At 67.4% G+C, this 12,610-nt stretch carries 13 protein-coding genes and 3 pseudogenes; 11 read left to right on the top strand and 5 right to left on the bottom strand.

Translation table 11 applies throughout. The features are described 5' to 3' along the window. Positions 1-22 precede the first annotated feature (22 nt). The 7 genes from GNX96_RS21815 (at position 23) to GNX96_RS54035 (ending at position 5,054) form a co-directional block, all read left to right on the top strand. Positions 23-928 (top strand): AAA family ATPase, encoded by a 906-nt coding sequence (locus GNX96_RS21815; protein WP_163569485.1) that lies wholly within the window; start codon positions 23-25, stop codon positions 926-928. Beyond that, on the top strand, positions 886-1,884 hold the full coding sequence (locus GNX96_RS54055; RefSeq protein ID WP_390624103.1) for an ATP-binding protein: 999 nt from the start codon (positions 886-888) through the stop codon (positions 1,882-1,884). Before GNX96_RS21815 ends, GNX96_RS54055 begins: the two co-directional genes overlap by 43 nt. Further along, positions 1,775-2,779: a LuxR C-terminal-related transcriptional regulator gene (locus GNX96_RS64420; protein ID WP_390624102.1), complete on the top strand. Its 1,005-nt coding sequence runs from the start codon at positions 1,775-1,777 to the stop codon at positions 2,777-2,779. Before GNX96_RS54055 ends, GNX96_RS64420 begins: the two co-directional genes overlap by 110 nt. Positions 2,780-3,174: 395 nt before the next feature. Continuing rightward, on the top strand, positions 3,175-3,633 hold the full coding sequence (locus GNX96_RS54045; protein WP_279581103.1) for a hypothetical protein: 459 nt from the start codon (positions 3,175-3,177) through the stop codon (positions 3,631-3,633). Next, positions 3,630-3,806 carry a hypothetical protein gene (locus GNX96_RS54040; RefSeq protein WP_279581102.1) on the top strand — a complete coding sequence of 59 codons (177 nt, stop codon included), beginning with the start codon at positions 3,630-3,632 and terminating at the stop codon, positions 3,804-3,806. Before GNX96_RS54045 ends, GNX96_RS54040 begins: the two co-directional genes overlap by 4 nt. Positions 3,807-3,851: 45 nt before the next feature. After that, a complete protein-coding gene (locus tag GNX96_RS21800; RefSeq protein WP_279581101.1) occupies positions 3,852-4,736 on the top strand; it encodes an amidohydrolase family protein in 885 nt (294 codons plus the stop codon). 39 nt (positions 4,737-4,775) lie between these two features. Beyond that, on the top strand, positions 4,776-5,054 hold the full coding sequence (locus GNX96_RS54035; protein ID WP_279581100.1) for an amidohydrolase family protein: 279 nt from the start codon (positions 4,776-4,778) through the stop codon (positions 5,052-5,054). 11 nt (positions 5,055-5,065) lie between these two features. Here GNX96_RS54035 and GNX96_RS21795 read toward each other — a convergent pair. Both GNX96_RS21795 and GNX96_RS21790 read right to left on the bottom strand, forming a co-directional pair. Next, positions 5,066-5,391: pseudogene (locus GNX96_RS21795) on the bottom strand (putative quinol monooxygenase). A gap of 90 nt (positions 5,392-5,481) precedes the next feature. Further along, on the bottom strand, positions 5,482-5,913 hold the full coding sequence (locus tag GNX96_RS21790) for a DUF6069 family protein (protein ID WP_163569484.1): 432 nt from the start codon (positions 5,911-5,913) through the stop codon (positions 5,482-5,484). Between the two features lie 137 nt (positions 5,914-6,050). Between GNX96_RS21790 and GNX96_RS21785 the strand changes: the two are divergent. The 3 genes and pseudogenes from GNX96_RS21785 to GNX96_RS21775 all read left to right on the top strand — a co-directional run bounded on the left by GNX96_RS21785 (position 6,051) and on the right by GNX96_RS21775 (position 8,148). After that, positions 6,051-7,137 (top strand): annotated as a pseudogene (locus GNX96_RS21785) (ATP-dependent DNA ligase). A gap of 62 nt (positions 7,138-7,199) precedes the next feature. Next, positions 7,200-7,631 (top strand): nitroreductase/quinone reductase family protein, encoded by a 432-nt coding sequence (locus GNX96_RS21780; protein WP_163569483.1) that lies wholly within the window; start codon positions 7,200-7,202, stop codon positions 7,629-7,631. A gap of 10 nt (positions 7,632-7,641) precedes the next feature. Beyond that, positions 7,642-8,148 carry a DinB family protein gene (locus GNX96_RS21775; RefSeq protein WP_163569482.1) on the top strand — a complete coding sequence of 169 codons (507 nt, stop codon included), beginning with the start codon at positions 7,642-7,644 and terminating at the stop codon, positions 8,146-8,148. A 120-nt stretch (positions 8,149-8,268) separates the two neighbouring features. On the opposite strand, the pseudogene GNX96_RS64415 reads toward GNX96_RS21775, so the two are convergent. The 3 genes and pseudogenes from GNX96_RS64415 to GNX96_RS21765 all read right to left on the bottom strand — a co-directional run. Then, positions 8,269-8,667, bottom strand: a pseudogene (locus tag GNX96_RS64415) (substrate-binding domain-containing protein); the annotation flags it as partial. Next, positions 8,579-9,073, bottom strand: a complete 495-nt coding sequence (locus GNX96_RS54030) for a LysR family transcriptional regulator (protein ID WP_279581099.1) — start codon at positions 9,071-9,073, stop codon at positions 8,579-8,581. The pseudogene GNX96_RS64415 and the gene GNX96_RS54030, both read right to left, overlap by 89 nt. A gap of 42 nt (positions 9,074-9,115) precedes the next feature. Then, on the bottom strand, positions 9,116-10,858 hold the full coding sequence (locus tag GNX96_RS21765; protein ID WP_163569481.1) for an MFS transporter: 1,743 nt from the start codon (positions 10,856-10,858) through the stop codon (positions 9,116-9,118). A gap of 864 nt (positions 10,859-11,722) precedes the next feature. On the opposite strand from GNX96_RS21765, the gene GNX96_RS21760 reads away from it, so the two are divergent. Beyond that, on the top strand, positions 11,723-12,595 hold the full coding sequence (locus tag GNX96_RS21760) for a HesA/MoeB/ThiF family protein (RefSeq protein WP_163569480.1): 873 nt from the start codon (positions 11,723-11,725) through the stop codon (positions 12,593-12,595). Positions 12,596-12,610: the final 15 nt, after the last annotated feature.

Raw genomic sequence — 12,610 nt, 5'->3', positions numbered from 1 at the left:
TCACCACAGCTGAGGGGGACCGGTGGCGCGGCAGTTCGTCGGACGGGAGCGTGAGCGGCAGCTGCTGGACGCCCGGCTGCGGGACGCGCTGGCTGGCGATGGGCAAGTGGTGCTGGTCGCCGGCGAGCCCGGTGTCGGCAAGACCGCGCTCGCCGAATTTGCCGTCACAAGAGCCAAAAGTCTGGACATGACGGTCGGGTGGGGGGGACGGGCCACCGAAGAGGAGGGCAGTCCGCCGTACTGGCCGTTCCGTCAGGTCGTGAAGGCGACTGGTGGCGTCGGAGTTGAGCTTTGGGATCCGCGGGCGGACCGTGGACCGGGCGAGCGGTTCCGGCTTTTCCAGGCGGTGACGGAGTTCCTGCTGGCGGCGGCCCAGCCGGCCGGGTTGCTGGTGGTGCTCGACGACCTGCAGTGGGCGGATCCCGCGTCGGTACTTTTGTTGGTGCACCTGGCAAGAAACGTGGCTGGCTCCCGGCTGGCGGTGCTCGGCACCTTCCGGCACACCGAAACCGGCGGGCTGCGGGCCGGCCTCGCCGAGCTGGCGCGCGAGTCGGCGGTCAGCCGGATCCGGCTGGACGGCCTGACCGAAACCGAGGTCGGGCAGCAGCTGGCCGGGGTGACCGGGTGGGCCGTGCCGGCCACCGTGGCCGCCGCGATTTGCGAGCGTACGCAGGGAAATCCGTTCTTCGTTGCCGAGTTGGGGCGGCTGCTGGGCAGCTCCGGCGAGGTGGCGGCGGAGCTGCCAGCGGGCGTACGGGATGCCGTACGGGCCCGGCTTGGCCGGCTGTCTGCGGACTGCGCGGCGGTGGTGTCGGCCGCCGCCGTCGCGGGTCCGAGCTGGACCCGACCGCGCTCGCGGCGGTCGCCGACCGGTCCGTGGCTCAGGTGCTGGCGGCCGTCGACGAGGCGACTGGCGCCGGGATCCTGACCGCCGGTGCCTTCGCGCACGACCTCATCCGCGAGGCGGCTCGGCTGGAGGTGGCCACCGTCGAGCGGCTCCAGCTGCACGAGCGGATGGCCGAATTCCTGATGGGTCGCAGCGATGCGGACGCGCGGATCGGGCAGATCGCGTTCCATCTGCTGGAGGCGCTGCCGACCGGGGACGCGGCGCTCGCCGTCGACTGGGCCGAGCGGGCCGCCGGACAGGCGATGGACCAGCTCGCCTGGGAGGAGGCTGGCACGCTTTACGGGCGAGCGCTGGCCGCCGGCGGGCCGCTCGGGGTAGCTGACCGCTGCCGGTTGTTGCTGGCCAGGGCACAAGCGCTGGTCAAGGCGTACGACGTGGACGCGGCCCGGAAAGCGCTGCTCGCGGCCGCGGACCTCGCCCGTACGGTCGGCGACACCGAGACCATCGCGCGCGCTTCGCTCACGATGGAAGGCGTCACCGACTTCGTCTGGGACGAGACCGGCCGGGCGCTCTGCGATGAGGCGTTGGCCGCAATGCCGACCCAGGACAGTGCCGTACGAGCGAGGCTGCTGGCCCAGCAGGTGGCTTCGGACTCCTGGCGGACCCTCGCGCACGCCGAAGCGCAGTCGGCCGAGGCGCTCGAGATGGCCGAGCGGGTGGGTGACCGGCGGGCCTTGGTCGAGGCGCTCCGGGCCCGGCAGTTCGCTCGCAGCGGCCCAGACGGCGCTCGTGACCGGCTGGCGCTGGGCGACCGCCTGCTCGAGGTCGGCGGCGGGGGTTGGACGACGACGCGATCCTGTGGGCCGGTTGTGGCGGTTCGACGCGTACGTACAACTGGGGGACATCGACCGTGCCGAAGCGGAGCTGGTGCCGATCGCGGCGGCGGCCGAGCGGATCAAGTCGCCGCTGGCCCGCTGGCATGCCGTACGGTCACAGGCCGCTATCGCGCTCGGGTGTGGCCGGTTCGCCGAAGCTGAGACGCTCGGCCGTCGGGTCGAGGCGCTCGCGCGACAGGCCGGACATGAGGGCGCTTTGCTGCCGTCACTTGGCTTTTTGTTGTCCCTGCGGGCGATGACCGGTGACGAGACGGCAGTGCGCGACGAGGTCCTTGAGGCGCACGGCGATGCGATGGCGATGGCGTCGCTGCGGGCGGTCGGGGCCGTGTGGAAGCTCACCACTGGCCGCCGCGACGAGGCCCTGCGGCTTTACCGGACGTTGCCGCCGCTCGCCTCAGTGCCCGGCTTCGTGTTGCTGCCGGCCGCCGGTGGCACCGCTGATCTGGCCGCCGAGTTTGGGGACGCCGAGACTTCGGCGCAGGCGTACCGGATGCTGTCGCCGTACGCCGACCTCTTCGTCTGCGGTGGCGCCGGGATCGTCGCGGTCAGCGGTTCGGTCCGGCTGCCACTGGGCGTCGCGGCGACCACTATGGGCCGTTACGAAGACGCTGTCCGGCACCTGCGGGCGGCCGTCGACATCAATGAGAAGGCCGGCATGCGGCCGTACGCGATCACTGCCACCTATCGGCTCGCGGATGCGCTGACCAGGCGAAACCGTACTGGCGACCGGCTGGAGGCGGCTGCCCTCGCGGTGTTGGCGGCCAGCCGGGCGGGCGACTTGGGCATGCTGTCGCTGGCGCGAAAGGCGCAGGAGCTGGCCAGCTCGTTGGCCGGCCGGGCGAAGGGACCGCTCAGCCGCCGGGAGCGGGAGGTTGCCGAGTTGGTTCGGCAGGGCCTGACCAACCGGCAGATCGCCGCCACCGCGTATATCAGCGAGCGCACCGCCGAAACCCACGCAGCACATTCTCGCCAAGCTCGGGTTCACCAACCGCGCGCAGATCGCCGCCTGGGTCGCCTCCGAGAGGAGTCGCGGTAGTCGACCGACCATGATCACCACAGGAGCGCACACTTATCGGGCAACTCTGACGACCCGGCAAACCCGGGTGCGGCGCGAAACTGTCGTACCCACCCTGTTTTCTTACCCCCACCCAGTGAACGGGGCGGGGGGTGGGTCAAGAGGTAGACCTTAATTTTTAGTTGAACATCGGTCCGCAAACCCGCCCCCCGCCCGTTCACTGGGTGGGGGCAAATCTGCCGGAGGGGTACGACAGTTTCGCGCCGCTACGGCGTGTCGGGCGTGGTGTCGGGGCACCTGATTAACTGCGGTAGTGACTGAGACCCCCGCCTATATGCAGCCGTTTGTTCTGGACGTTCCACAAATTAGCCCAGAAAGGCAGGCTCATTTCGATATTTACCGACCCGCGCGGACCGATGACGGCGTCGGCAGTCCGATGGCCCGCTCCCGCCGAGGTACGGCCGGGGCCGCGAGACTGGCCGATGTATGTCGGCTATGGAGCCGCCGCGGCCGAGCGGGGCCTGGTCGGTGTCACGGTCGAGCACCGGCTGTACGGGAGCGTTGACTACGACGGCGCGGTGGAGGACGTTAGGGCCGCAGTCGAGTACGCCCAGAAGTTGGACGGGGTGGACCCCGACCGGGTGGCGCTGTGGTTCTTCTCCGGCGGCGGCCTGCTCGCCACCGACTGGCTGGCTGCTCCGCCGTCGTGGCTGCGGTGTGTCGCGCTGACCTACCCCGTCCTCGCACCGGTGCTGCCGCTCGCCCCCCCGCACCGCCCCACTACCAGCCGACACAGGCCCTGTCCGGGGTGGGTGACCTGCCGCTGTTGCTCACCCGAGTGGGACGAGAAGCGCCACCGATCGCCGAAACCGTGACCGCGTTCGTGGCCGAAGCCCACACCCAGGGGCGGTCCCTTGAGGTCATCGACGTGCCAGACGGTCGGCACGGTTTCGACATGCTCGACCACGACGACGACTCCCGGCGTGCGGTTCGTGCGGCTCTGTCATGGGTGACCAGGACACTAGAGATGCGTACCGGGCTTCAGTAGGACTACTGACGCCCGGAAGGTGCGTACGGCCGCACGCTGGTCGACATGACCACCACCGCGACCGAACGCCCCCGGCTCACCGTTCTGCGGGCCGCCCGGTTGTTCGACGGCACCACCGAAAAGCTGACGGCGAACCCGACGGTTCTGATCGAGAGCGGCCGGATCGTCGCCGTTGGCACCGAAATCGCGACGCCCGACGGCGCCACCGTACGAGACCTGGGCGACACGACGTTGCTGCCGGGGCTCGTCGACACGCATGTCCACCTCGCGTTCGACTCCTCAGACGACCCGGTCGGCCGGCTCGCTGGCCGCGATGACGCGGCGGCTTTCGTGGCGATGGCGACGGCCGCCCGGAACGCCGTTCGGGGCGGTGTCACCACGGTTCGGGACCTGGGCGACCGCGGCTACCTGAGCCTCGGGTTGCGGGACGCCGGCGCGTACGACCGGACGCTGCCCACCATCGTCGCCGCCGGACCGCCGATCACCACCCCTGGCGGCCACTGCCACAGCCTGGGCGGTCAGGCCAGCGGTGTCGAGGGCGTACGAGCAGCCGTACGAGCGCATGCCGAATCGGGCGTCGACGTCATCAAAATCATGGCCAGCGGCGGAAATCTCACGCCGGGGTCGCTTCCCGAGCTGCCCCAGTTCGGTCCGGCGGAGCTGCGCGCGGCGGTCGAGGAGGCGCATCGGCTCGGCCTCCCGGTCACCGCCCACGCACATGGCACGCAGGCCATCATCGACGCGGTGGAGGCGGGTGTGGACGGCATGGAACACGTCTCGTTCTTCACCGCCGACGGCGTCGACCCGGCGCCTGACGACCTGCTGCGGATTATCGCCGAGCGGGGCATCGCGATCGGCCTGACGCTCGGTTTCGTACCGATTCCCGGTGCCGTGCCCCTCCGCCGATCGCCAAGCGGCTGCCGGGGCTGATGGCCAACGCCGGCCGGCTCTACGCGTCAGGTGCGACCGTTGTCGCTGGTACGGACGCCGGCATCGGCCCGGTCAAGCCGCCGGACGTGCTGCGTTGGGGGGGTTGGCCACCTCGTACAGATCGGCATGAGCCCGTTCGAGGCATTGTCCGCCAGCACCGCCCGCGCGGCCACGGTCTGCGGCCTCGGCGACCGTAAGGGCCGGTTGGCCGCTGGCTACGACGCGGACATCCTGGCCGTCGACGGGAACCCGCTGGTCGACCCGGCCGCGCTGCACCAGCTCCGAGCCGTCTACGTACGCGGCGAATCCATGGTCTAGCCAGACACTGCCTAGTCGACGGCCATCTCGCCGAGCAGGGACCAGTCGTCCTGCTCGAGGGCCGCGTTCACGATCCGGGGTGTCTCGGCCAGGTGCGGCGGCAGCGTTTTCCGCGCCTTCTTGAAGTGGTCCGAACTCACTCACGCGCGCCGCCCGCGTCGCCGTCCCGAAAGGCCTCCACCAGCACGTACTCGGTCGGATCCGCGAGGCTCCGGGACCAGTCGAACCACAGGCAGCCGGGCTCGGCCCGGGTCGCCGCGGTGAACTCGGCGGAGATCTCCGGCCACTGGTCGGCGTCTTCGGGGCGGATCCGGAACTTCGCGGTAATGAAGATCATCTGTCGTCCCTGCGGGGTCGAGGCGAGCAATCTTTCCTCGACCCTAGTCGATCTCCGTCCGGTGAAACTGTCTCAATTTAAGACACCGGTTTACCGCCGACGCAGCATGGTGAACAGTCCAACCGCGACCAGGGTGTGGATGACCCCGAGCATGATCCGGGTGCCTCCGGTGGCGGTCTCCATGCCGATGGGGACGTACGAGAGCAGCAGGACAACGGCGCCCAGCACTGCCCAGATCGCCCTGCCGTGCCGGGAAATTCGCTCCAGCAGAGCCAGCGTTCCCCAGCCAGCGAGGCCAATGACCACGGTGAGGATCATGATCTCCGGCATGCTGAAGAAATGCGGCAGCTGACTCGGCCCCGGGTCGGTGATGGCGAACTCGACGCCGAAAGCGTGCGTCACCGCGAAGGTCGTGCCGGTCGCCAGCGCGGTGCCGCCGATCGCGGCCACCCGGAACAGCCGGCGACGGGTCTTGGTGCTGGCGGCCGGGGTGGCGGTGGTGGGGAGTTCGGTGGTGGTCATTGCTGGCTCCTTGGAAGCGGTGGCTTGTTCGATGTCCCCACCTTCTCCGGAGCCACTTACCGAATCATTACGGTCGCCTTCCGACACTCAGCTGGGGGGAACTCGCGTAGCGGCTGGGGTTTGGTGACAATGGCGCCATGCAGCTTCCTGTCATGCCGCCGGTCAAGCCGATGCTGGCGAAACCAATCAAAGGCATCCCCACTGGGGCATTTAGCTATGAACCAAAATGGGACGGGTTCCGGTCGATCATCTTCCGGGACGGCGACGAGGTCGAGCTCGGCAGCAGCCGCAACGAGAAGCCGATGACCCGGTATTTTCCCGAGCTGGTTGAGGCCTTCCGTCAGCAGTTGCCGGAAAAATGCGTGATCGACGGCGAGATCGAGATCGTGGTGGTGGGGAGAGCGGGGGGGACCGGCTCGATTTCGAGGCGCTGCAACAGCGAATCCATCCGGCGGTGAGCCGGGTGACGATGCTTTCGGAGCGTACGCCCGCGCGCTTCATCGCTTTTGACCTGCTGGCCCACGACGACATCGACTACATGGGACGGCCGTTCGCGCAGCGGCGCGCCGCTCTCGAGCAACTGCTCCGGTCCGTCGCGCCGCCGGTCCACCTGACCCCGACCACCGCCGACGACAAGGTCGCCGGCGAGTGGTTCAACGAGTTCGAGGGCGCCGGTCTGGACGGGCTGATCGCCAAGCCGTTGGACGGCGACTACCAGCCGGACAAGCGGACGATGTTCAAGATCAAGCACGAACGTACGGCCGACTGCGTGGTCGCCGGCTACCGGCTGCTGCACAAAAGCGGCCCGGACCGGATCGGTTCGCTGCTGCTCGGGCTGTTCAACGGCGACGGCGTGCTGGCCAGCGTCGGCGTGATCGGCGCGTTCCCGATGGTCCGTCGGCAGGAGCTGTTCCAGGAGATGCAGCCGCTGGTGACCACCTTCGATGACCACCCGTGGGCCTGGGCGAAGCAGGAGGAGGGCAACCGGACGCCCCGCAACTCAACTCCGAGGGCAGCCGGTGGGCCGCCGGCAAGGACCTGACGTTCATCCCGCTGCGACCGGAGCGGGTCGTCGAGGTCCGGTACGACCAGATGGAGGGCGTTCGGTTCCGGCACACCGCGCAGTTCGTCCGCTGGCGGGATGACCGCGAGCCGCGTTCCTGCACGTACGAGCAGCTGGACGAGCCGGTGAAGTTCGATCTGGCCCACGTTCTGGCGCCCTAGTCGTCTGTGATTCTGTAGACGCGCGTCTCGACACAGGCGGTTCCTGCGGTTACATTCCGCGCATGCCGAGCGATTTCACTCTGAAGACGATGAACGCGGTGCACCGCGGTTTCCTCAAGCTGAGCGGCGGCCGGTCCGGGTGGCGGGTCGCGAACATGCCGGTCCTGGAGCTCACCACCACCGGTCGTAAGAGCGGCCAGCAGCGGTCGGTGATGCTCACGTCGCCGCTGCAGGAGGGGGACACCATCGTCATCGTGGCGTCGCGTGGTGGTGACGACACGCACCCGGCGTGGTTTCTCAACCTGCGGGACAACCCGGAGGTTAAGGTGGCGTACAAGGGAAAACCGGCCGAGCCGATGCACGCCCGGATCGCCGACGCGCAGGAGCGCGGCCGGCTGTGGCCGCTGGTTGTCGCGGACCACAAGAACTACGCTGATTACCAGACCAAGACCAAACGTGAAATTCCGCTCGTCTTGTTGGAGCCCAAGGCATAAAGTCTGCGCAATGACCACCGAACGCCCTGAGCCGCCGCTGATCGGCGGCGAACGCGAGATGTTGCGCGGATTTCTCGATTTTCACCGGGCCACCCTCGCGATGAAATGTGACGACCTGTCCGACGAGGACCTGCGCAAGCAGTCCATGCCACCGTCCACACTTTCGTTACTGGCGCTGGTTCGGCACCTGGTCGAGGTGGAGCGTACGTGGTTCCGGATAGTCATGAATTCAGAAGACCTCACGCTGGTGTGGTCGCCCGAGAATGACTACCAGGTGGCGTACGACGCGACCAAGGCGACCCGCTCCGAGGCCTTTGCGGCCTGGCAGAACGAAGTTGAGCATTCCCGCCGGATCGAGCAGGCGGCGGAGTCCCTGGATGTGCTGGGCCACAACGCGAAATGGAAAGAGGACGTGTCCCTGCGTTTGGTCATGGTGCACATGATCAACGAATATGCCCGCCACAACGGTCACGCCGACTTCCTCCGGGAAGGCGTCGACGGGACGGTCGGCGCCTGATCTTCGCGCCAGATTCCGGCTACCAGGATTTCGCCGCGTCGAGCAACGCGTCCCAGCGTGCGCGAGGTGCGGATCCTGCCTCGCTGGCGTACGGCTGGCGAGATAGAACGTGTTGATCGGTGGATCCTCCGTGGGCAGTATTTCGACCAGGCGACCCGCCGTGAGATCCTCCGCGCACAGATAGCGCGGCAGCACGGTGACTCCTATTCCGGCCGCGGCGGCCGCTCGCAGTGCCCGCAGGTCGGGCGCGACCAGCACCGCGCGGCGGCGGTGGGTGGCACCCCCCCCCACGTGTCGCCACCAACGTCGGATAATCGGCAAATCTTCTGCGTACGCCAGCAAAGGCAGCCCCTGAAGGGCTTTCGTACGATTGCCCGCCAAATCCAGTCCACAAAGGACAGTGGGGGCGGCGACCAACACGAATTCCTCGTCACACAACGGCTCGTAATGCAGGCCGCGGCGGCGCGGTCGTACCGTACTGATCACCAGATCGAGCCGCCCATCGGCGAGATCGGCCAACAAGTCGTCGGCGAGCCCGAGGCTGGTACGCACGGCCGGCCACGCCGGCGGCGATCGTCCCGGCCAGTGCTGGCAGGGCTCTCACGGCCACCAGCTCCGCGGGCCCGCCAAGGTGCAGCGTACGGCCGGCCAGCGCCGGTGACCGGCCAAGCTCCGCGGCGATTCCCACCAGCGCGTCCAGCGGCCCATCCAGCCGCCGCGCCAGGTCGTCGTCAGCGGCCGCGGTGGGCACCACCCCGCGCGCTTGCCGAGTGAATAATGGCTGGTCGACGGCCTGTTCCAGGCTGCGAAGCTGGCTGGTCACGGTCGGCTGGGACAGCCCGAGCTCCAGCGCCGCCCTGGTGAGCGTACGAGCGCGATAGACAGCGTGAAACGTCCGCAACAGATCCAACGAAACGACAGGCACGACGCTATTGTCCCATAGAAAATACTATGGACCGACCGCCGCTCACTCAGCTATTTCCGATCGCAACTGGCGCAGGGTGACTGGACCGAAGAGGCCGGTACGGACCTGGCCGGCGTAGACGCCCAGGGTGGGGGAGGCGTCGTCCAGATACCCGGCCAGCGTGCCGCGGACGACGACCTCCAGGTCGTTCTGGCCCAGACGCAGGAAATCGGTGATCTCGGTGCGCCATGGTCCCCAGATCAGTCGGCCGGCGAGCTGGCCACTAATCCGCACGTCGGCTGTTCCGCGGAGGTCGCCCAGATCGACGACGGTCCGTCCGGCGAGGTCGTCGACGCGCAGGCACAACACCACCGCCTGCCGCACTCCGCCTTCCACCAGTTTTGCCATCTGCCAGCGCAAACGCTCCCGGGTGAGCCGGGCGCCACTCCACCACCAGATTGGCAGCGGTCCGTATTTCGGTGCTGGGTCGGTGAAACGCGCCAGCAGCTCGCGCATCAGGCAGCGGCCCGCTCGCGCTCGATTTCCTCCAGTGGCTTGCCGACCGTGTGAGGCATGCATGAAGAAGAAGCCGACAATGCCACTGACGGCCAGGAACGCGGTCAACAGCAACGCCACCGGGCCGATGCGCACCGCGGCCAGCGCCGGGACGAAGAAACTCCAGATGCCCAGCGCGGTACGGGCCAGGCCGAAGGTGAATCCCTGTGCGGTGCTGCGCAAGGTGGTCGGGAAGAGTTCCTGGCTGAAGACCTTGTAGGTCGACTCGCCGGCGATGGCGGCGCCGAGCCCGAAGAGAACGATGTTCGCGATGACCACCGGAATGGTGAACGGCAACACCAGATAGATCGCGTACGCGATGACCTGCAGGATCGCGCCGATGCCCCACATCAGCCGGCGGGTCTGGTAGCTGCGGTCGTTGATCAGCATGAAAATGAAGATGGTGCCCAGGATGCCGATGACGAAGCCGGCGCACGACAGTGCCACTCCGGCTGCCTGGCTGCCGGCGTGCAGGGTCTGGATGACGTACGGCGTGAAAATGCCGGCGGTGCCGGCGGCCAGTCCCCAGAATGTGTAGATCGTCGCGGTCCACACCAGAGCGCGCAGGTTGGGTCCGCGAAAGATCGCCCGGAACTGCGACAGCTGGTCTTTCGCGGCCTGCCACCGGGCCGACTCGGCGATCCCGCGGCGCAGCGCCCAGGTCACCAGGGCGGCGACGAAAAGTTGCAGGAAAACGATCCGGGTGCCGAGCAATCCCAGTGGTGTCAACACAAGCGCCATCACCAGCACGACGACGGGTCCAAGGTTCCACGCCACCTGGGTCAACCCGACCAGCCGGCCGCGTGCCTTGGCCGGGGCCAGCTCCCCGACCAGCGCCAGCGACGTGGGCACGTCGGCGCCGACCGCGACGCCGACGATGAACGTGCCCGCGAAAAGGAAAACCGGGTTGAAGGACAGCCCGATCAGCAGGATGCCGAACGCGTAGATGATCAGATCCCACTTGTAGATCCGTTTTCGCCCCAGCCGGTCACCCAGCCGGCCGCCGATGAAGGCGCCGACCGCGCAGCCCAGCGCGTTTGGGCCAATCGCGGCCAGCGCGCCGACGCCGAAGGTGGACAGGCCGAGCTCGCTCTTGAAGAGCGCGAGGCCGGTGCCCAGCGCGACGATCGACCCAGCGTCCAGATAGGACGCCATCGCCGCCAGGATCGACCATTTCCACTGCTGGCGACTGATTGTCGTGTCGTCTGGCACGATCGCCGCGGACGTTGTTCCCGATGATCCTGATGACATCGCGGGACTCCCTCGACCGAACCCGCCCCGGCAGCGTCGCCGGGACGCGATCCCTTTCGGTTTTGAAACGTATTAACCGGCGATGCTAATCACCGAGTTGGACCAGCACAAGGTCGAAGCGGGTGGCCGGCATCGGCCAGTTTCTGGCACGAGACGAAGGCAAATGAAAGCTTTCACAAGGTTGTCGACGTGCCCGGGTCGGGAGGTGGGTGTCATCGGCACCTGCGCTACTCGGCTGAAATCCGGCTTACTACTCAGAAATTCAGCATTCGGGCAGGCGAACTGGGCTGCCCTCTTACGGTCATCTTGGCCGCAACAATAAAAAAAGCCCTTCTGTTTGGCCGTCGTGCCCCCGTGGTCTGCGCGATCGGGCGGGCAAATCGGGAGGATCGCGGCCACCTGCGGTACGACTGGTCTGCCTTGCGGGCCGCGCGGGTAGCGTCGCCGACGAGCCGGTGATCCGGCTTATTCCACTTCTAAAAGGAAAAGAGGTGAAATCATGAAGATCACCGTCACCAAGGTCGAGCGCATCGAGGCTACCCGCAACCACCAGACCGAGGGCGAGGCCGCGTAACAATCGTTGCGGACCGCCCTTGGTGCGCCCTGGCCACCGGGGGCGGTCATCTATCGGAGATGGCGAATTTTGATGATTCCGCGACTGAAATCGATTCTCGTCCAGGCGATTGACGGAAGCGTCATCGTGCACCGGCGTGCCCTGGAACGGATGCACCTGGAGGACGCCGAGGGCAGCGTCGCGGCCCTGTTGCTGTTGCTGAGAGAAGGTACTCGTACCGAAGAAGAGCTTGTCCTCGCCATGAGTGCGCAAGGTTTTCCGGTGAGCAAAGAGGATATCGCGCCGCCGCGGTGGCCGAATTCGATTCTTGGGGGATCGTCCAGCGCGCTGGTGCGGACGAGAGCCTGGAGCCGGCGGTCCGCGACCGGCATCAAAGCAATCTCCGGTTTTATGACATCTTCGCTGATCTTCACGTCAGCAGTGCGGACCAACACCGTGCCGTGGAGTCGGCTCGCGTGCTGTTGCTCGGGGCTGGTGGACTCGGCTCCGGAATCCTGCAGTCACTCGTCGGCCTCGGGGTCGGCCGGGTCACGCTGGTCGATTTCGACGTGGTGGAGACCAAAAATCTGGCTCGGCAGTTTGCGTACGGCCTCGCCACGATTGGTCAACGTAAGGTCGAGGCGGCCCAGAACTGGGCGGCGGCCTATTCCGCGGGGACGGCGGTGGATGCCGTGCACCAGCGGGTCGAGGACGCGGCTGGGATCCGGGAACTGGCCAGCGGCCACGATCTGGTGATTTGTGCGATCGACAGCCCGGACGATGTGCAGCTGCTGGTCAACCAAGCGTGTGTTGAGCTGGGGATACCGTACGTGGCCGGCGGGCTGGCCTATTCGACGCTTTGCTACTGGTCCGTCGAGCCGGGCCGGTCGGCCTGTCGATTGTGCCTTGAGCTGCACCGAAACGACGAGCTTCGGGACGCGGAGTGGGATATCAGGACGGATCCGCTGTTCGACCGGGATACCGTGAACCGGGCGACCGGGCCGGTGGTTCAGGTCCTTTCCGGCCTGATGGCGATGGAGGCCATGCGGTTCATCAGGAGGATCGAACCGCCGGTCGCGCTGGCCTGCTATCACGTTCTGGAGCTGGCGGACGACATGAGGTCGGATCGGCATCGCTGGGAGCGCCACCCGGATTGCCAGCTCTGCGCAGACAACCGACCATGACCACCTCGGTCAGGT

Origin of the sequence: Fodinicola feengrottensis (genome assembly GCF_010993775.1) — a bacterium.
GTDB lineage: Bacteria > Actinomycetota > Actinomycetes > Mycobacteriales > HKI-0501 > Fodinicola > Fodinicola feengrottensis.
The sequence above is the reverse complement of the archived record's forward strand: the minus strand, read 5'-3'. Positions and strand labels throughout refer to the sequence as shown.

Bases quoted from the DNA above. Each gene is read 5' to 3' on its own strand.
- GNX96_RS21775 (WP_163569482.1), top strand. From the start codon at position 7,642: ATGACCACCGAACGCCCTGAGCCGCCGCTGATCGGCGGCGAACGCGAG.
- GNX96_RS21790 (WP_163569484.1), bottom strand. From the start codon at position 5,913: ATGACCACCACCGAACTCCCCACCACCGCCACCCCGGCCGCCAGCACC.
- GNX96_RS21780 (WP_163569483.1), top strand. From the start codon at position 7,200: ATGCCGAGCGATTTCACTCTGAAGACGATGAACGCGGTGCACCGCGGT.
- GNX96_RS21765 (WP_163569481.1), bottom strand. From the start codon at position 10,858: ATGTCATCAGGATCATCGGGAACAACGTCCGCGGCGATCGTGCCAGAC.
- GNX96_RS21800 (WP_279581101.1), top strand. From the start codon at position 3,852: ATGACCACCACCGCGACCGAACGCCCCCGGCTCACCGTTCTGCGGGCC.
- GNX96_RS54045 (WP_279581103.1), top strand. From the start codon at position 3,175: ATGACGGCGTCGGCAGTCCGATGGCCCGCTCCCGCCGAGGTACGGCCG.